The following is an 18,365-nucleotide window of genomic DNA, read 5'->3' on the forward strand; positions in this document are numbered from 1 at the left end:
TGTAGGAGTGAGCCTGCTCGCGATTGCGGCTAGTCAGTCACCGAAGATGTCACTGATAAACCGCTATCGCGAGCAGGCTCACTCCTACAGGTTTGGCTGCGTTTTCAGTTCAGTTGCAGGGTTTCATTGAACTGACTTATCGCATCCACCACATGCCGCGATCCCTGCTGAATTTCCTGAATCACCGCCCCCGCCTCGTTCGCCAGTTCCACGCCAAGCCCGGTACGGCTCAAACTTGACTGCATGCTCGACACCGCACTCAACGACAAATCATGGTTCTTGCGCACCACATCGACGATCTCAAGTGTCGCCTGACTGGTCCGCGCCGCCAGGCTGCGCACCTCATCCGCGACCACCGCAAAACCACGCCCATGTTCGCCGGCCCGCGCCGCTTCAATCGCAGCGTTGAGTGCCAGCAAGTTGGTCTGGTCGGCAATGCCGCGAATGGTCTGCACGATGGTGCCGATGATGTCCGATTGTTTGCTCACCGCATCGATACTGACGGCGGCTTCGTTTAAGTCGCGGGAAATGTCCTGAATGATCTGCACGGTTTGTTGCACGACTTGCGAGCCCTTTTGCGCGCAGGCGTCGTTTTGCACCGAAGTGCTGTGGGCGGATTCGGCAGCGTTCTGCAAAGTGGTCATCTGATGGGTGATGTCGCTGGCGAACTTGACCACTTTGTACAAGCGGCCCTTGGCGTCGAACAGCGGGTTGTACGAGGCTTCGAGATAAACCATCTGCCCGGACTTGTTTTTGCGTTCGAAACGATGGGAGTGATATTCGCCGCGATTGAGCGAGGCCCAGAACGCCTTGTACTGCGCTGATTCGGATTCGGCGCGATGGCAGAACAGGCTGTGATGATGCCCGACGATTTCGTTCAGCGAGTACTGCATGGTGCGTAGAAAGTTGTCGTTGGCACTGATGACATTGCCTTCGGGAGTGAACTCGATCACCGCCATGGAACGGCTGATCGCCGCCAGCATGCTTTCTTCTTCGTGTTCCTTGTTGACCCGGGCGGTGATGTCCGCCGCCACCTTGATCACACTTTTGACCTGCTTGTCGGCGCCATACACCGGCATGTAACTGGCTTCGAGCCAGATCTCCCTGCCGCTCTTGTTCAAGCGCAGGAACGTGCCGCTGATCGGCTCGCCCCGGGCCAGATCGCGCCATAACCGGGCGTAATCCTCGCTGCGGTAAAACGCTTCTTCACAAAAGATCCGGTGATGTTTGCCACGTACTTCTTCGGCGCTGTAGCCCATGGTCTTGCAGAAATTTTCGTTGGCATCCAGGACGATGCCCTCAGGGGTGAACTCGATCATTGCCATCGAACGGCTGATCGCTTCCAGCTTGGCGTTGGCCTCGGTCAAGGCGCAGCTGAATCGCTCGATCTGCTGCAGGTCAGCCTTGTGATGTAGGTTGAACATGGTTGTATCACCTTCCGCGCGGACTTTTGATTTGATGAAAGTTCAGTTCTTTCACGATCCACCACTACGTTCCACAGAACAGGCACACGCATTCCTCCACGGGAGGAAGTTGTCAGGTGATAAATGATGATCAATCGGAGAGTCCATGCAGCGACGCTCTAATCAAGACATCCTTCTCTTGATAGCCCGCACGCGGGCCAGCCCTAACGCGTTGAAGAACTTCCATGTAAGCGACGCTCCTTGTTGGTTCAGTGTCGGTGCCTCGGGTTGCGCACTCTGGCAGCATGAATTCACGGACCAACGATGTGTTTGAGCCATGTTTTGACATGACGGTCGACATAGTTAGTTATGAGAAGCATAGCCAGTGCAAAGCCCTGCGCAAGGCCACTAGTCGGCCAGTATCTGGCACTTTTTGCACAAGAATCGGTTCAGCGCGGGGCGTTGTATCGGGGGATGGCCATCGCGAGCAGGCTCACTCCTACATTTGATCTGCGATGTTCACACGATCAAATGTAGGAGTGAGCCTGCTCGCGATAGCAATAGTCGTCGCACTAACAAAACATCAGGAAAAATCTACAAACCTGCACTCACCTTGGTCGCCACCTCCGCAGGCACCCAAGGCTTCCAGATCTGCGGCTGATCACGCAAGAACGCCTGCGCCACCACCCTCGGCTGCAAACGTTTTTCACTCATCCCCGCCAAAGTCTGGTTCAACAGATCAATCGGCAAATCGACTTTCTCGAAGAACGCCACCAACTCAGGATACTGCGCCTTGAACGGTGCCGAGACACCAATCGCCAGGCTCGCCGGCATCGACCGCGTGCCCTTTGGGTTCGGGTTGTTAGCATCGGCCAGGGTCTTCCAGGCCTCGGCATCGAACGGCGGCTCCTCCAGTTTGACCAGTTTGAACCGGCCGAGCAGCGGCGTCGGTGACCAGTAGTAGAACAGCACCGGTTTGCCGCGTTTGATCGACGAGGCCACCTCGGCATCCAGCGCCGCGCCGGAACCGGTGCGGAAGTTGACGAAACTTTCGTTCAGCGCATAGGCCTTGAGCTTCTGACTGTTGACGATCTCCGAAGTCCAACCGGTCGGGCTGTTGAGGAAACGCCCGCGAGTCGGATCTTCCGGGTCGCGGAACACGTCTTTGTAGCGCGGCAGATCGGCCACCGACTTCAACTCCGGCGCCAACGCTTTGATGCCCCGCTCGGGGTCGCCCTTGATCACATACTCCGGCACCCACCAGCCTTCAGTCGCGCCTTTGACCGTGTCACCGAGGCCAAATACCTTGCCCTCGGCGGCCGCCTTGACCCACGCCGGACTGCGCCCGGCCCACTCTTCGCCGATCACCTGGATATCATTTTTCGCCAATGCGGCCTCAAGGCTGACCGTGCTGCCGGGCAAGGTGTCGGTCGGATAGCCGTAACCTTTTTCAACGATCACGCGCAGCACTTCGGTGATGAAACTGCCGCTCTCCCAAGTGATGTCGCCGAAGTGGATCGGCGCGGTTTTCTCCGTCGCCGAGACAGCGCCAACACTCAGGCTCAGTGCCAGCAGCGATGTGCCGAGCAGGGTTTTGATCGCTCTCATGCGTACCTCTTGTCTGTCAGGAATGGATTGGCGCTGTGGCGCTCGCACAGTGCTTGGGAACGGTTCATGTAGACGCTGACCGAACGCTGGGAGATGCCCAGTTCGGCGGCGATTTGCGGGTAGGTCAGGCCGTCGATGCGCGCGAGCAGAAACGCTGTGCGAACCTTGCCGGGCAAGCGCTGCAAGCTGTGATCGAGGCGGTTGAGGGTCTGCGAGAGGTGAACGCGGTCTTCAGGCGAGGCGGCGTAATCAACGTCGATTTGCTGGCGATGGCGACGCTCCAGATCACCGCGCCGCCAGCACTGATAAAGCAAGCGTTGGGCGATGGTCGTCAGCAGGGCGCGAGGTTCGCGAATGGCCCTTAGCGACGGTGCTTCGAGTAACTGCACGAAGGTTTCTGCGGCGATGTCTTCAATACTGGCGGCATCATGCAGATGACGACGCAGATAACTACAGAGCCAGCGATAGTGGGCGCGAAACAGGCCGTCCACGGTGTGATGATGGGAAAGGTCGGCGCCGGACATAGGGGCTCCTGGGTTAGGGGTCGCTGAATGTCCGGTGTTCCGGTGGCGCGATCGTAGCAAGGCGCCTTATTCTTTAATAATACTTAAATTTCATTTTTATATTCTATTAAAGAATAAAAAAACCAAAAGATCGCAGCCTTCGGCAGCTCCTACACCGATCCCCGTAGGAGCTGCCGAAGGCTGCGATCTTTTAGCGCAAGCGGCTATAACCGAGTTCTTCAGCCTCGCGCTGATAATCGAGCAGGATCTGATAATCGCTCTCGCTAGCCGCAAGCACCTCAGGCAATCCCAATGTCTGCACGACATCAGGGAGTTCGCGCAAGGCTTCATTCATTACCTGTCGGAGCTGCTCGATCTGCTCATCCGTAGCGCTACCGACCGTAATGAACGGTAAGGTCGGGCTCAACGCACTGCGCGCGATCACTCGCAAGGCGTTGACCTCTTCCGGCGCATATTGCGCGAGATAGGCATAGGTTACGCTGTCGATAGCCGCCAGATCGGCGCGGTTTTCCCGCAGCCAGCGCAGACTTTCCCGATGACCGCCGCTGACCTCGACTGTGGCGAAGAACCGGCCACTTTGCTGCAACGGCGCCAGACGCTGACGCAGCAGGTTCATGCCACTGTTGGAGTCCTCACTGTTGATTACCCCGCGACTGTCGCGCAACTCCGCCAGGGTTTTGCGTGGGTCGTCAGCGCGACCGAGGATCAGGCTGCAATGATTGCCGGCGCTGGCGTCGGGGAGTTCGTAGCGTGGGCGGCCGACGATGCGCACTTGTCCGCGCAATGCAGTCATCAGCGGATAGCCGCAGGTTTGTGTGAGCAGTAGATCGGGGGATATCCAGAGTTCTGGCAGTGACAGGCCCTCAGCGCTCAGACGAGTGTGGCCAAGTTGCTTGAGAATGCGCGCAATCCAGCGTTCATTGGCCGCGCGGATGGGCTCGGGGGCGATGTACATCAGGAGTTCGGTGTGGTGTTGGGTCATACATTTTTTCCCGGTAAACACAAATCCAATGTAGGAGTGAGCCTGCTCGCGATAGCGGTGCATCAGTGACATCTTCAGTGCCTGAGACACCGCTATCGCGAGCAGGCTCACTCCTACAGGGGGTTGTGGTGGTCTTGGGTCAGTGGAAGGGATGTTGCGGACTGTCGATCGGCTTGAAGCCATTGCGTCGCCAGAACTCGCCATACCCTTGCACCAGAAACCCGCCACTGCGCGCGATCCACTGTTCGCGATGCGTCCGGTAGACCTTGGGCAAGTCGTACCACGCAAGCTTGGGCAAATCGTGATGCACCAGATGAAAATTAAGATTCAGAAACAACCAGCGCCACGGCCAAGCCGCTTCGTTCAACACCGTGCGCTGTTCCGGTTGCGCATGCGGGCGATGTTCATGATAGGAACGGATCATCGCAATCGACAGCGCCGGCACGCTGATCAGCAGCAGGTAATGCCAGACCGGCAGCACACTGAAACGGGCAATGAACCACAGCATCAATAATGTGAACGCAGCATGCGTCAGCCACATCAACCAAGCCTGGCGCTCGCCATTCTTCAGTCGCATCAATTCTTCTTTGACCAGCGCCATCAATGCCAACGGCGCTCCGATCACGAAGCGGCCAAGGACGGTTTTGTTCAGCCAATGCAAACTGCGTTCGAACAGCGAACTGCCCTGCCAGCCCACGCGGGTCAGGTAACGGCTTTCCGGATCGACGCCGGGCACGGTCAGATCCTCATCGCGATGATGCAGCAAGTGGCTGTCGCGGTAGAGCGTGTACGGATACCAGACCGCGAACGGCGCATAGCCAAGGATTTTGTTGACGAGGGTCCAGCGCGTCGGATGTCCGTGAAGCAGTTCGTGCTGTACCGACAACCACAGCACCAGCAGCGGGATCAGCAGCAATGTGCTCAAGCCACGACCGAGCCACTGACTATTGAGAACAATGGCGAACCAGCCGCCATAGACGCCGATCAGCAACAGCCAGGTTGGCCATTCAGTGCGGGCGGTAAAGCGTTGGCGCAGGGTCTCGATCTGTTGACGATGGGCGGCGTCGAAGTAATGGGGCATGGCGTTGCTCGGAACGGGGATCGTCCCCTTCTGTGCAACGACGCAATGCAATCTTGCAGATTATTTTCGGGTGCAGGCAGGAGCCCGAGAGCCGGGCTCCGGAAAGGCGTGATCAATGGCCGAAGATGTCGACTTTCTTGGCTTTCTTCTCCGCGCGCTTTTCAATCGCGGTCTTGGCCGGTTTCTTCTTCGCGGCTTTCTTTGAATCCATACCTTTGGACATGATGCGTACTCCACTCACAGGGGATGTGAGGTCAGGTATACACCTATCCAGAGCCGTGCGTTCTTTTATAATCGGCGCTTTGCCCACCGACAGTCCGATCCCATGCCCGATACCCAATACAGCCTGCTCGACGAGTCGTTATGGCCGTTGATGAACAAGTTTTACCGCAGCCATCAATCGTCGATGAAAGCTGTTCGCGAGGCACAATTGTGGGTCGCTCGGCGGGGAGAGATTGTCGCCGCGCTGTGCTTGCGGCCGGTTGCGGGCGGGCATTGGTTGACCGGGTTATTCGTTGATCCGAGGTGCCGGGATCAGGGGATTGCGGCGCATTTGATGGCGGCTGCGGTGAAGGGTGTCAGCGAGCCGGTGTGGCTGTTCTGTCATCCGGATCTGCGGGAGTTTTATGAACGACGCGGGTTCACGTTCGACCCGGCGCTGCCCCAGGCGATGGCGGAGCGTTTGAGCCGGTATGCGCGGAGCAAGCCGATGATTGCGATGGAACGCAAGACTTCAATCTGACGCGAATCCTTGTAGGAGTGAGCCTGCTCGCGATAGCGGTGTGTCAGTCACCGAAAATGTCACTGACACACCGCTATTGCGAGCAGGCTCACTCCTACAGGGGGGTTGTGGTGTTCTCGGGGATCAATCGTCAGCTGTGGGATCGAGATCCGGGAACATCACTTCGGTATAACCGAACTTAGTGAAGTCAGTGATGCGCGACGGATACAACCGGCCGATCAAGTGATCGCATTCATGCTGCACCACCCGCGCGTGAAAACCCGAAGCCACACGCACAATCGGCTCGCCCTTCGGATCAAATCCTTCATAGCGAATCTGCTGATAGCGATCCACCGCGCCACGCAAACCCGGCACCGACAAACAGCCTTCAAAGCCTTCTTCCGTCAAAGGACTAAGCGGCGTGATCAGCGGATTGATCAGGATTGTCTGCGGCACCGCTTCAGCGTCCGGGTAACGTTCGCTGTGTTCGAAACCAAAGATCACCAGTTGCAGATCGACACCGATCTGCGGCGCAGCCAGGCCAACGCCACCGACGCTTTCCATGGTCTGGAACATATCGTCGATCAGTTGCCACAGCTCGGGGCTGTCGAACATCTCGGCCGGCACCGGCGGCGCTACGCGCAGCAGGCGCTCGTCGCCCATTTTCAGAATTTCACGGATCATGATCAGACTTCGTCAGTGTCCGGCTTGAGCGAGTGATCGCGCCCCAGGCCCGAGACGTGTTGTTTGGGATGCTCATCGAGTTCGCCGGGGACTTTTTCACCCGCGTCCTTGCCCTCGCTGGACATGTGCTCGATCACCGCATTCATCTCCGCGCCGAGCAGCAACACCGCAGCGGAAATGTAGAAATACAGCAACAGCACGATGATGGCGCCGATGCTGCCATACATCGCGTTGTAGTTGGCGAAGGTTTTCACATAAAACGCGAAACCCAACGAAGCGATGATCCACACCACCACGGCCAGTACCGAGCCCGGGGTGATGAAGCGGAACTCCTGTTTGACGTCGGGCATGACGTAGTAGATCAATGCCACCGCAACCATCATCAGAATCACGATTACTGGCCAGCGCGCGATGGTCCACACGGTGACGATGAAGTCTTCCAGCCCAACCTGCGCGGCGATCCAGCCCATCACCTGCGGCCCGAGCACCATCAGTGCGGCAGCCACCAGCAGCATGCCGGCGATGCCAACGGTGTAGAAAATCGACAGCGGGAAACGTTTCCAGATCGGCCGCCCTTCGACCACATCGTACGCGGCGTTCATCGCGCTCATCATCAACCGCACACCCGCGGACGCGGTATAGAGGGCAATCACGATACCGACCGAGAGCAGGCCGCCCTTGGACTGCTGCAACTGGTCGATTACCGGGTTGACCTGCTCCAGCGCCTGCGGCGGCAAGACCAGTTCCGACTGCAGGCGCAGCCAGGAGAAGAAGTCCGGCAGGTGCAGAAAACCGATCAGCGCGATCAGGAACAGAATGAACGGGAACAGCGAGAACAGCATCTGGTAGGCCAGTGCCGAGGCGTAGGTCGACATCTCGTCGTCGACGAACTCAGTGACCGTACGCACCATCACCCGGTGCAGGGGCAGACCTTTCATGTCTGGAAATATCATTCGCGTCTCCTTTCGCCGCAGAACAGGTTGAAGTCGTGGCGACTCAGGGGCCGTTTTTTACATCACGGTAGCTTGTTTGGCGAACCTTGATGGGTGTCAGCAGGATTTCGACACAAAAACGGCCATCCTTGGATGGCCGCTCATGTATTTCGTTCAAGGCTGAATTACGCCTTGTCGACGCCTTTTTTGACAGCGTCTTTGGCTTTGCCTACAGCCTGCTGGGCTTCACCTTTTTTCTCTTGAATCTTGCCCTCGGCTTGCAGCTTGCTGTTGTCGGTAGCTTTACCGACGCCTTGCTTGACGTTGCCGACGGCTTCGTTGGCCATGCCTTTTACTTTATCGCCTGTGCTACTCATGGTATTTCTCCGCGATGCATGAAGGGGGAAAAGTCAGTACGTAATGATTGACTGGCCGGGTTTGCGCCAAGTTTCATTTATTTTCAGCGGCTCATTTCGTCGCGGCGAGCAGGTTGGGCTTTATGTTTGCAGACAATGCCCCGAGAATGCGCAGCATAGGGGCGCCATGCGCCTGAGACCGATCCCGCAGGAATGTTATGAAACTCGATAAAAAGCAGGCCATCGCCCGTCGCAACCAGGAACTGGGCGGCGCTGTGCTCGGCACCAACAACTGCCACTTCGCCGAACTGAACCGTAACCGCAACATCTGGTGGTTCGATCTGCCGGTGTCGCGCCTGGCGGTCGGCCAGTACGAGTGGATTCACCTGCTGATGCACACGCCGGCGACCGACGAACTGCTGCACCTGAAAGTGCCGACGGTGTTTTTGCGTGAAAAGCTCGAAGGGCTGGTGATTCGCAATGAAGGCAAACGCAAAGCGGCGTTGAGCCTGGAATTGAGTGCGGACAAGGATTCGTATCTGCAGGACATGCGTCCGTCGGGGACCAATGTGAATTTCGCGCCGTTCCGTCAATAGCCCTCACCCTAACCCTCTCCCAGAGGAAGAGGGGACTGACTGAGGTGTTTGGGCGAGCTACACCGACTTGAAATATCGAGTCGAACTCAGGTTTTGAACTGCACGCGATCGGCTCCCTCTCCCTCGGGAGAGGGCTGGGGTGAGGGGCAGGTTCAGCGCATAACCCAAGCCCTGCCTCGCACCAACAAAAAGCCCCGCTGATGCGGGGCTTTTTGGTTCAGGCGGCGGACTTGGCCTTGATCTTCTTCAGCTCTTCATCCCGCAACTCGCGGCGCAGGATCTTGCCGACGTTGGTGGTCGGCAGCGCATCACGGAACTCCACCGAGCGCGGCACCTTGTAACCAGTGACGTTGGCACGCATGTGATCCATTACCTGCTCTTTGGTCAGGGTCACGCCTGGTTTGGCAACGATGAAAATCTTGATCGCCTCGCCCGACTTCTCGTCCGGCACGCCAATGGCCGCGCACTGCAACACGCCTGGCAGGGTTGCCAGCACGTCTTCCAGTTCGTTCGGATAGACGTTGAAACCGGAGACCAGAATCATGTCTTTCTTGCGATCGACAATGCGCATGTAGCCGTCCGGCTGGATCAACGCGATGTCGCCGGTCTTCAGCCAGCCATCGCTGTCGAGCATTTCATCGGTGGCTTCCTGACGCTGCCAGTAACCCTTCATCACTTGCGGGCCCTTGACGCACAGTTCGCCGATTTCGCCCAGCGGCTGCTCGACACCGGCATCGTCGATGACTTTGCACAGGGTCGACGGCACTGGAATGCCGATGGTGCCGATCTGGATATGCTGGATCGGGTTGACCGTGGCCACCGGACTGGTTTCGGTCATGCCGTAACCTTCGCAGATCGCACAACCGGTCACGGCTTTCCAGCGCTCGGCAGCGGCCAGTTGCAGGGCCATGCCGCCGGACAAGGTGACTTTCAGTGCGGAGAAATCCAGCTTGCGGAAAGCTTCGTTGTTGCACAGCGCCACGAACAGCGTGTTCAGCCCTACAAAACCGCTGAACTTCCACTTCGACAGTTCCTTGACCATCGCCGGCAGGTCACGCGGGTTGCTGATCAGGATGTTGTGGTTGCCGATCAGCATCATCGCCATGCAATGAAAAGTGAACGCATAGATGTGGTACAGCGGCAGCGGCGTGATCAGGATCTCGCAGCCTTCGTTGAGGTTGGAGCCCATCAGCGCCTTGCATTGCAGCATGTTGGCGACGAGGTTGCGGTGGGTCAGCATCGCGCCCTTGGCCACGCCAGTGGTGCCGCCGGTGTATTGCAGCACCGCGACATCGCCGCTGTCCGGGTTGGCTTCAGCCACAGGCTGGCCCTGGCCTTTGCTCAATACGTCGTTGAACTTGATGGCGTTCGGCAGGTGATAGGCCGGGACCATTTTCTTCACGTATTTGATGACGCTGTTGATCAGCAGGCGCTTGATCGGCGGCAGCAGGTCGGCGACTTCGGTGACGATGACGTGTTTGACGCCGGTTTTCGGCACCACGGCCTCAGCCAGATGCGCCATGTTTGCCAGGCAAACCAGGGCCTTGGCACCGGAATCGTTGAATTGGTGCTCCATTTCCCGCGCGGTATAGAGCGGGTTGGTATTGACCACGATCAGCCCCGCGCGGATCGCGCCGAAGACGGCCACCGGGTACTGCAGAACGTTGGGCAATTGCACGGCGATTCGATCACCGGGCTGCAAGTCGGTATGCTGTTGCAGATACGCGGCAAACGCACCGGACAATTCGTACAGCTCACCGTAGGTGATTGTCTTGCCCAGGTTGCTGAAAGCCGGTTTGTTGGCGAAGCGTTGGCAGGATTGCTTCAACACTGCCTGAATGTTCGGATACTCGTCTGGATTGATGTCGGCAGCAATTCCAGCCGGGTATTTATCCTTCCAAAAGTCTTCGATCATGGAAGCCCACTCCTCAGCAACGCGAATTCTTCACCGCATTTGATGCGATTATTATTGGTGTGTGTTTTGTATTGGTGAATCTGGCTTTCAGATAGGCCGAGAAGTCACAAAGCGCGCCGAGAGTAGCAGCTTTGCCGAGGGTCGACCAGAGCCAAAAGCGGCCCATACAGTCATATTTATGACTCAAGACTTGCCAACAGTCATTTTAGAGCAAAAATCCTATATCGCCTTGAAAGCCCCGGTTTTCGTGGACTTAAAGCAAAAGATCGCAGCCTTCGGCAGCGCCTACAGGAAATGCATTCCAAGGTAGGAGCTGCCGCAGGCTGCGATCTTTTCGCTTCTGTCGGTTAAGCGATATCGCGCAACTCCCTCCGCAGAATCTTGCCGACCGGCGTCATCGGCAACGACTCACGCAACACAATGTGTTTCGGCACTTTGTACGCGGTGAAATTTTCTTTGCAGTAGGCCTTGAGCTCTTCAAGGCTGACACCGGTTTCCCGCGCTACCACAAACAGCTTCACTGCCTCGCCCGAGCGCTCGTCCGGCACGCCGATCACCGCGCAGTTGGCGACCTTCGGGTGAGCCATGACCACGTCCTCAATCTCGTTCGGGTACACATTGAAACCGGAGACGATGATCATGTCCTTCTTGCGATCGACGATGCGTACAAACCCGTCCGGATCGATCACCGCGATGTCGCCCGATTTGAACCAGCCTTCGCCATCCAGCACTTCAGCGGTGGCTTCGGGTTTGTTCCAGTAGCCCTTCATGATCTGCGGGCCTTTGATGCACAACTCGCCGCGCTCGCCCATCGGCTGCTCGACGCCGTCATCGTTGATGACTTTGAGCAACGTGCCCGGCACTGGCAGGCCGACGGTACCGAGGCGCGATTGATCGCCATACGGGTTGGTGCAGGCCACTGGCGAGGTTTCGGTCAGACCGTAACCTTCGGTAATGCGGCAACCGGTCATCTGCTCCCAACGCTCGGCGGTGGCTTTGACCAGCGCGGTGCCGCCGGAGTTGGTGAGTTTCAGGCTGGAGAAATCCAGGGTCTTGAAATCCGGGTGTTCCATCAATGCGACGAACAAGGTGTTCAAACCCAACAGAGCCGAGAAGCGCCAGTTCTTCAGTTCCTTGATGAAACCGGCAATGTCGCGCGGGTTGGTGATCAGCACGTTGTGGTTGCCGGAGACCATCATGCACATGCAATTCGCGGTGAAGGCATAGATGTGGTACAGCGGCAGCGGCGCGACCATCACTTCCTGACCTTCGCGCAACAAAGGCTGACCGTCCGGGCCGAGCTGTGCCAGACAGGCACGCACTTGCTGCATGTTCGCTACCAGATTGCCGTGGGTCAGCATCGCGCCCTTGGCCAGGCCGGTGGTGCCGCCGGTGTATTGCAGCACGGCGATGTCGTCGAGGCTGACCTTCAACGGCTTGATGCCCAGACCCCGCCCCATGCGCAGCGCACTCTTGAAGGAGATGGCCTGCGGCAGCGAATAGTCCGGGACCATTTTCTTCACTTTGCTGACCACGGTGTTGACCAGCCAGCCCTTGGCGGTGGGCATCAGGTCGCCCATCTTCGCTTCGATCAGGTACTGGATGTCGGTGTCGGCCAGTACTTCCTGGACTTTCTGGCCAAACATGTTCAGGTACACCAACGCCCGTGCGCCGGAATCCTTGAACTGATGGCGCATCTCCCGCGCGGTATACAGCGGGTTGGTGTTGACCACGATCAGCCCGGCGCGCAACGCGCCGAACACAGCGATCGGGTAATGCAGGACGTTGGGCATCTGCACGGCAATGCGATCGCCCGGCACCAGATCGGTATGCGCTTGCAGGTAACCGGCAAAGGCTGCGCTCTGGCGCTCAAGTTCAGCGTAGGTCAGGGTCACGCCCATGTTGCTGAACGCCGGGCGATCCGCGAACTTCTTGCAGGAACGCTCGAACACCTCGATCACCGACTTGAACTCACCCATGTCGATGTCCAGCGGCACGCCGGCCGGGCGCTTGTCGTTCCAGAAATCAGGTTGCATTGTTCTTGTCCTCTTTACCTGAGCCGATCCGGGGCCGCTTTCTGTCATTTCTGAAAAAGCGGAGCTTCACGGACACTAGCAGTTATGGCCATTCAGGCAAATATGAGCAAAGCCGTCATTGATCGTGTGAATCTTCCTGCCGTGGCGTGGGCTGATCAGACGCGCTATACAATGATCCGACTCTTGAGCAAAGGAATCGCCATGACCCACGACACCCTGTGGCTGGACGCGAGTGACCGCAGCCGCCTGTTCGTCAACCAATGGCTGCCCGCCGCGCCGTTGAAAGCGGTGATCCTGCTGGCCCATGGCATGGCCGAACACAGCGGTCGTTATGCCCGTCTGGCCGACACGTTTTGCGACAAAGGATATGGCGTATATGCCCCGGATCTGCGGGGACATGGCAGAACTGCCGATCAGGGCACCGTCGGCCATTTCGCCGATGATGACGGTTGGTGCAAAGTCCTTGGCGATCTGGCCAGCCTCAATCAATACATTGGCCAGCAACACCCCGGCGTGCCGATCATCCTGCTCGGCCACAGCATGGGCAGCTATCTTGCCCAAGGCTATTTACTGCACCACAGCGCCAGCCTGACCGGGGCGATTCTCAGTGGCTCGAATTTCCAGCCGGTGGCCTTGTATGGTGCCGCGCGGCAGATCGCCCGCCTGGAAAAACTGCGTCAAGGCGGCAAGGGCCGCAGTGCACTGATCGAGTGGCTGTCGTTCGGCTCGTTCAACAAACAATTCAAACCGGTGCGCACGCCGTTCGACTGGCTGAGCCGCGATCCGACCGAAGTCGACAAATACGCCGCTGACCCGCTCTGCGGCTTTCGCTGTACCAATCAGCTATGGATCGACCTGCTCGGTGGCTTGCAGCAAATCAGCAAAGCGTCCAATCTCGCGCAGATCGACCCGGGCCTGCCATTGCTGGTGATCGGCGGTGAATGTGATCCGGTGAGTGACGGCAAGCGTCTGACAGATCTGGCCAATGCCTTACGCACAGCCGGCAGCCAGAACCTGCAATTGAAAATCTACCCGCAGGCCCGGCACGAATTGTTCAACGAAACCAATCGCGATGAAGTGATCGCCGATGTGCTGGCCTGGATCGCCCAAGCGCTGAGCCATCCGCGACCTCAGCGCAGTGAATGATTTTTTGTGGATTTATTTAATCCGTCACAGGAACCGAAATCGATGACCCAGGTTACCAACATCCCTTACGAAGCCCTCGAAGTCGGCCAGACTGCGAGCTACAGCAAGACTGTCGAAGAGCGCGACATTCAGCTGTTCGCCGCGATGTCCGGCGACCACAACCCGGTGCACCTGGACGCAGAGTTCGCGGCAGCCAGCATGTTCAAGGAGCGTATCGCTCACGGCATGTTCAGTGGCGCCTTGATCAGCGCCGCGGTGGCCTGTGAACTGCCTGGGCCGGGCACAATTTACATCGGCCAGCAGATGAGCTTTCAGAAACCGGTGAAGATCGGTGACACGCTGACAGTGCGCCTGGAAATTCTCGAGAAACTGCCCAAGTTTCGCGTGCGCATTGCCACTCGCGTGTTCAACCAGCGTGATGAGTTGGTGGTGGACGGTGAGGCGGAGATTCTGGCGCCGCGTAAGCAGCAGACTGTGACGTTGCCGACGTTGCCGGCCATCAGCATTGGCTGATTGAAAAGATCGCAGCCTTCGGCAGCTCCTACAGGGGAATGCCTTCACTGTAGGAGCTGCCGCAGGCTGCGATCTTTTGCTTTCAAAACACTCATAAAAAAACGCCAGACTAGCTGGCGTTTTTTGTAACCGGCGTACGCTTACGAGCGTGCGCGAGCCTGGTTACGCAGGGCTTTCACTTGGTCATGGTTGCGTTGCACGCCATGGTATTGGCGCTCAACCAGGTCACGAATGCCCACCAGGTTGTGCTTGTTGATTTTTTCGATGGCTTCACGATAAGCCTTCAGCGCATGGTCTTCACCGCGCTCGGCTTCGTTCAGCACAGCCTCCTCATCCTTGCCAGTGAACATGGCTTTGACGTCGACCCAACGACGGTGCAGATCACCGCTGACGCTGGTAGAGGTTTCCGGATCGCCGCCCAGTTTGCGAACTTCGGCTTGCAGCTCAGCTGCAGCAGTGGCGCAGTCGGCAGAGCGAGTGACAAACAGGGTTTTCAGTTCTGGGTGCTTGATGTCTTCGGCGCAAGTCTTGAACCCTTCCTGACCGTCCTTGCAGGTTTCAATCAGGTCATTGAGTACAGAGATGGCTTCTTTATTCATGTCGGTCATTTTTCAATTCCTTGCGATCGGTGGAAGATGCAAGGGATATTGCAGTGTGCGTGCCAGCTTTTTTGTAAGATAAATATCGTTATAAATCAACAAGTTAAATATAAATGAACTATCTGTATCGCGGTTATTTGCATGATCTGTCATTTGGCCTGCATGCAGAATGCCTGTATTTTCCAGTTTGATTTGAAGCCAGACGAAAACCGCAATGAATCCCGAAAAACTCGAACTGCTGATCACCCGCGAAATGCCCTTCGGCAAATACAAGGGCCGGATCATTGCCGACCTGCCGGGGCCTTACCTCAACTGGTTTGCCCGCGAAGGTTTTCCCCATGGCGAACTCGGCGGCCTGCTGGCGCTGATGCAGGAGATCGACCACAACGGCTTGTCTGACTTGCTCGAACCGCTGCGCGCCAAACATGGCAAACCTGCCCCGCGCCACTGAAGCGCCCTCCTCTATAGAGCCAGCCGCCATGCCCGATAACACCCGCCGTGCCCGTGACGAAGCCTTCTGGCAGACGTTCGCCGACCGTTACGATGTTCAACCCGGCCCTGTGAACCTGGAAAACGGTTACTTCGGGCGTATGTCGCGTACGGTGATCGAGGAGTATCAGCGCAATATCGAGCTGATCAATACCAGCAACTCGGTGTACGTGCGCCAGCGCTTTGAGCAGCACGACAATCTAGACATCCGCGCGCAGTTGGCAGAGCAGATGGGCGTACGCGCACAGAGCGTGGCCTTCACGCGCAATGCCACCGAAGGCCTGCAATCGCTGATCCGCAATTACAACCGCCTGCAACCGGGCGACCAGTTGCTGATCTGCGACCTTGAGTACGACACGGTCAAGGGCGCCATGCGCTGGCTGGCCAGACATCGCGGCGTCGAGATCATCGAGATTTCGCATGCACACCCGGCGAGCTTCGACAGCCTGCTGGAAACTTACCGCGAAACCTTTATTCGCCATCCGAAACTGAAACTGATGGCCCTGACACACGTTACCCATCGCACCGGCCTGGTGATGCCGGTACAAGCCATTGCCGCGCTGGCCAGGGAGCATGGGGTCGACATCATTCTTGATGGTGCCCACGCCCTCGGTCAGATCGAGTTCGACTTCGATGCCCTCGGTATCGCCTTCGCCGGTTACAACCTGCACAAATGGATCGGTGCGCCGCTGACGCTTGGCTTCATCTATATTGCCCCACAGCGTCTGGCTGACATCGATCCGGACATGGGCGAGATGCACTATCCGGTCAATGACATCCGAGCGCGCACGTCCTACAGCACTCCCAACATTCCGGCATTGATGACACTGCCGCTGGTATTCGAGGAGCATCGTTCACTCGGCGGCGCAGCGGCAAAAGGTGCCCGCCTGAACTACCTGCGCAACCTGTGGGTCAGCGCCGTGCGGCATTTACCGGGCATTGAAGTGATGACGCCCGACGATCCGCGATTGTATTGCGGGATCACGGCGTTGCGCTTCACTCGTCACGACGACCAACAGGCCATGGCGGAGCATTTGCTCAATGACTTCAATCTGTTCACGGTGGTTCGCAATGGCGCGGCGTGCGGGCCTTGCATCCGCATTACACCGGGGCTGACCACCACCGCTGGCGACATGCAACTGCTGACCCGCGCACTGAACGAGTTACGTTGATGGCTTAAACGGTGAATTTGTCGAAGTCCTCGGGTTTGATCTGCGACGACACAGCGAAGGTATCGATACCGATCGTCAGTTGGCCGAAAAAACCATCCTCATGAGTATCGCGACCGATCGGCCACACTGTCAGCGTCGAGGCTTCGCCCTGCATGTCGGCGTAATAGCTGTCCTCGGCATTGTTCAGTACCTTCGCCGAGCGTCCGCGATAGGCTTTGGCATTGAGTACCGAGCGCGAAACGACCTCCGGGAAATACAACTGGCCAACCCAGGCCACATTGCGTGCTTCGAGAAATTCGCTGCCGGCAACGATGCGCACCGCCATATGAATATGCAGTGCGCGACCGGCGTAAAACCCCGGATAAATCGTCGTGAAGCGCACGCGGCCCTTGGGATCACAAAACTGGCTGCCGCGCAGGTAGGTGTCATCATCGGTACGCGGGATTGAACCGATGGCCTCGGCATCGGCTTCAAGATCCGGATTGACCCGGCTCCAGCCCGAATACGCGCCGCGCGCATTGCAGTGCCAGATATCCACCAGCGCGCCACTGACCGGCTCACCGGTCATTGCATCAACGATGGTCAGGCGCAGCAGCAGCGGCAAACCTTCTGCACCCTCGCTGATGTTGCGGCGCAGCAATTTCGGGTTGCGAAAGTACGGTCCGGCGATTTGCTCGGGGGCCAGTTGATACACTTGGTTATTTGAGGATGCTGCAGAGTCTTGGGCCATGACGCGTTCTCTCTTCCATAAGATGAACGCAGATTAGCGCCAGGCAAAAGCCTGTGTGCGGTAACTATGTATCGCGTCGTAACTTTTGCAGGAGTTGCCGAAGGCAGCGATCTTTTGCCGTTGGCTTTTGCGCGGGCAAAAAAAACGGTGCACCGACCAAGCGCACCGTAAAGCCGTAGAACACACAACGAAGTGTCTGGTAACAATCAGTCCAGCAGCGCCAGTGCCTCGGCGGTGCATTCCTGAATACGGGCCCAGTCGCCGTTCTTGATCCACTCTGGATCAAGCATCCAGCTACCGCCCACGCACATGACGTTTTTCAGCGCCATGTAGCTCTTGATATTGGCCGGGCCGACGCCGCCAGTCGGGCAGAATTTCACTTCACCGAACGGGCCGCCGAGGGCCTTGATTGCTGCTACGCCACCGCTGACTTCCGCCGGGAACAACTTGAAGCGGCGATAACCCAGGCCATAGCCTTCCATGATGCCGGAGGCGTTGCTGATGCCCGGCAACAGCGGAATCGGGCTGTCGACACTGGCTTCGAGCAAATCACGGGTGATGCCCGGGGTGACGATGAATTGCGAGCCGGCAGCTTCGGCAGCCGCGAGCATGTTGCGATCGAGCACGGTGCCGGCACCGGTCATCAGTTCCGGACGCTGGTCGCGCAGGATCTGAATGGCCTTGAGGCCGAACTGCGAACGCAGGGTCACTTCCAGCGCGGTCAGACCACCGGCAGCCAGGGCGTCGGCCAATGGCAGCACGTCCTGTTCGCGAGCGATGGTGATCACCGGCAGGATCCGCGCCTTGGCGCAGAGGCTGTCGATCAGGGCAACTTTGTCCGCCATGGAAACGGTCGGGGATGGGGTTGTCATAGCGGC

Annotated in this window: 19 protein-coding genes and 1 pseudogene; 6 read left to right on the top strand and 14 right to left on the bottom strand. The window is 57.8% G+C overall.

Going from position 1 to position 18,365, the window contains the following annotated elements:
• Positions 1–104 precede the first annotated feature (104 nt).
• The 6 genes and pseudogenes from CQ009_RS30420 to CQ009_RS13895 all read right to left on the bottom strand — a co-directional run bounded on the left by CQ009_RS30420 (position 105) and on the right by CQ009_RS13895 (position 5,598).
• Entirely contained in the window at positions 105–644 is a 540-nt protein-coding gene (locus tag CQ009_RS30420; RefSeq protein WP_232013121.1) for a methyl-accepting chemotaxis protein, read from the bottom strand.
• 3 nt (positions 645–647) lie between these two features.
• Positions 648–1,424 (bottom strand): annotated as a pseudogene (locus CQ009_RS30425) (PAS domain-containing protein); the annotation flags it as partial.
• Between the two features lie 573 nt (positions 1,425–1,997).
• Positions 1,998–3,011: an ABC transporter substrate-binding protein gene (locus tag CQ009_RS13880; RefSeq protein WP_105706958.1), complete on the bottom strand. Its 1,014-nt coding sequence runs from the start codon at positions 3,009–3,011 to the stop codon at positions 1,998–2,000.
• Positions 3,008–3,535, bottom strand: coding sequence for a sigma-70 family RNA polymerase sigma factor (locus CQ009_RS13885; protein WP_064389175.1), 528 nt, complete (start codon positions 3,533–3,535; stop codon positions 3,008–3,010). The genes CQ009_RS13880 and CQ009_RS13885 overlap by 4 nt, the downstream gene beginning before the upstream one ends.
• Before the next feature lie 190 nt (positions 3,536–3,725).
• Entirely contained in the window at positions 3,726–4,517 is a 792-nt protein-coding gene (locus CQ009_RS13890) for a phosphate/phosphite/phosphonate ABC transporter substrate-binding protein (protein WP_105706960.1), read from the bottom strand.
• Between the two features lie 139 nt (positions 4,518–4,656).
• Positions 4,657–5,598, bottom strand: coding sequence for a fatty acid desaturase (locus CQ009_RS13895; RefSeq protein ID WP_105706962.1), 942 nt, complete (start codon positions 5,596–5,598; stop codon positions 4,657–4,659).
• A gap of 325 nt (positions 5,599–5,923) precedes the next feature.
• Here CQ009_RS13895 and CQ009_RS13900 point away from each other — a divergent pair, with 325 nt between their 5' ends.
• Positions 5,924–6,340: a GNAT family N-acetyltransferase gene (locus tag CQ009_RS13900; protein ID WP_105706965.1), complete on the top strand. Its 417-nt coding sequence runs from the start codon at positions 5,924–5,926 to the stop codon at positions 6,338–6,340.
• Between the two features lie 123 nt (positions 6,341–6,463).
• Here the strand turns inward: CQ009_RS13900 and def are convergent, their stop codons facing one another.
• From def to CQ009_RS13920, 3 genes are all read right to left on the bottom strand, one after another.
• Positions 6,464–7,003, bottom strand: a complete 540-nt coding sequence (def, locus tag CQ009_RS13910) for a peptide deformylase (RefSeq protein ID WP_105706966.1) — start codon at positions 7,001–7,003, stop codon at positions 6,464–6,466.
• 2 nt (positions 7,004–7,005) lie between these two features.
• Positions 7,006–7,956: a YihY/virulence factor BrkB family protein gene (locus CQ009_RS13915; RefSeq protein ID WP_064391698.1), complete on the bottom strand. Its 951-nt coding sequence runs from the start codon at positions 7,954–7,956 to the stop codon at positions 7,006–7,008.
• A 164-nt stretch (positions 7,957–8,120) separates the two neighbouring features.
• Positions 8,121–8,312 carry a CsbD family protein gene (locus CQ009_RS13920; protein ID WP_007917841.1) on the bottom strand — a complete coding sequence of 64 codons (192 nt, stop codon included), beginning with the start codon at positions 8,310–8,312 and terminating at the stop codon, positions 8,121–8,123.
• A 197-nt stretch (positions 8,313–8,509) separates the two neighbouring features.
• Between CQ009_RS13920 and CQ009_RS13925 the strand changes: the two genes are divergently transcribed.
• On the top strand, positions 8,510–8,887 hold the full coding sequence (locus CQ009_RS13925; protein WP_064391701.1) for a hypothetical protein: 378 nt from the start codon (positions 8,510–8,512) through the stop codon (positions 8,885–8,887).
• A 217-nt stretch (positions 8,888–9,104) separates the two neighbouring features.
• Here the strand turns inward: CQ009_RS13925 and fadD1 are convergent, their stop codons facing one another.
• Both fadD1 and fadD2 read right to left on the bottom strand, forming a co-directional pair.
• On the bottom strand, positions 9,105–10,802 hold the full coding sequence (gene fadD1 / locus CQ009_RS13930) for a long-chain-fatty-acid--CoA ligase FadD1 (RefSeq protein WP_064391702.1): 1,698 nt from the start codon (positions 10,800–10,802) through the stop codon (positions 9,105–9,107).
• Between the two features lie 347 nt (positions 10,803–11,149).
• Complete coding sequence (gene fadD2, locus CQ009_RS13935) at positions 11,150–12,838, bottom strand: long-chain-fatty-acid--CoA ligase FadD2 (protein WP_105706969.1); 1,689 nt, start codon at positions 12,836–12,838, stop codon at positions 11,150–11,152.
• 201 nt (positions 12,839–13,039) lie between these two features.
• On the opposite strand from fadD2, the gene CQ009_RS13940 reads away from it, so the two are divergent.
• Together CQ009_RS13940 and CQ009_RS13945 are read left to right on the top strand one after the other, a co-directional pair.
• Positions 13,040–13,984: an alpha/beta hydrolase gene (locus tag CQ009_RS13940; RefSeq protein ID WP_064392138.1), complete on the top strand. Its 945-nt coding sequence runs from the start codon at positions 13,040–13,042 to the stop codon at positions 13,982–13,984.
• A 42-nt stretch (positions 13,985–14,026) separates the two neighbouring features.
• A complete protein-coding gene (locus tag CQ009_RS13945; protein ID WP_003227420.1) occupies positions 14,027–14,497 on the top strand; it encodes a MaoC family dehydratase in 471 nt (156 codons plus the stop codon).
• A 140-nt stretch (positions 14,498–14,637) separates the two neighbouring features.
• Here CQ009_RS13945 and CQ009_RS13950 read toward each other — a convergent pair whose 3' ends face one another.
• Positions 14,638–15,105 (bottom strand): PA2169 family four-helix-bundle protein, encoded by a 468-nt coding sequence (locus CQ009_RS13950; RefSeq protein WP_064391705.1) that lies wholly within the window; start codon positions 15,103–15,105, stop codon positions 14,638–14,640.
• 205 nt (positions 15,106–15,310) lie between these two features.
• Between CQ009_RS13950 and CQ009_RS13955 the strand changes: the two genes are divergently transcribed.
• Together CQ009_RS13955 and CQ009_RS13960 are read left to right on the top strand one after the other, a co-directional pair.
• A complete protein-coding gene (locus CQ009_RS13955; RefSeq protein ID WP_003227425.1) occupies positions 15,311–15,547 on the top strand; it encodes a DUF3820 family protein in 237 nt (78 codons plus the stop codon).
• 28 nt (positions 15,548–15,575) lie between these two features.
• On the top strand, positions 15,576–16,757 hold the full coding sequence (locus tag CQ009_RS13960; protein WP_105706971.1) for an aminotransferase class V-fold PLP-dependent enzyme: 1,182 nt from the start codon (positions 15,576–15,578) through the stop codon (positions 16,755–16,757).
• A 4-nt stretch (positions 16,758–16,761) separates the two neighbouring features.
• On the opposite strand, the gene CQ009_RS13965 is transcribed toward CQ009_RS13960, so the two are convergent.
• Together CQ009_RS13965 and CQ009_RS13970 are read right to left on the bottom strand one after the other, a co-directional pair.
• Positions 16,762–17,487, bottom strand: coding sequence for an intradiol ring-cleavage dioxygenase (locus CQ009_RS13965; protein WP_105706973.1), 726 nt, complete (start codon positions 17,485–17,487; stop codon positions 16,762–16,764).
• Between the two features lie 206 nt (positions 17,488–17,693).
• Entirely contained in the window at positions 17,694–18,359 is a 666-nt protein-coding gene (locus tag CQ009_RS13970) for a bifunctional 4-hydroxy-2-oxoglutarate aldolase/2-dehydro-3-deoxy-phosphogluconate aldolase (RefSeq protein ID WP_008082815.1), read from the bottom strand.
• Positions 18,360–18,365: the final 6 nt, after the last annotated feature.

It is taken from the genome of Pseudomonas sp. MYb2 (assembly GCF_002979955.1).
GTDB lineage: Bacteria > Pseudomonadota > Gammaproteobacteria > Pseudomonadales > Pseudomonadaceae > Aquipseudomonas.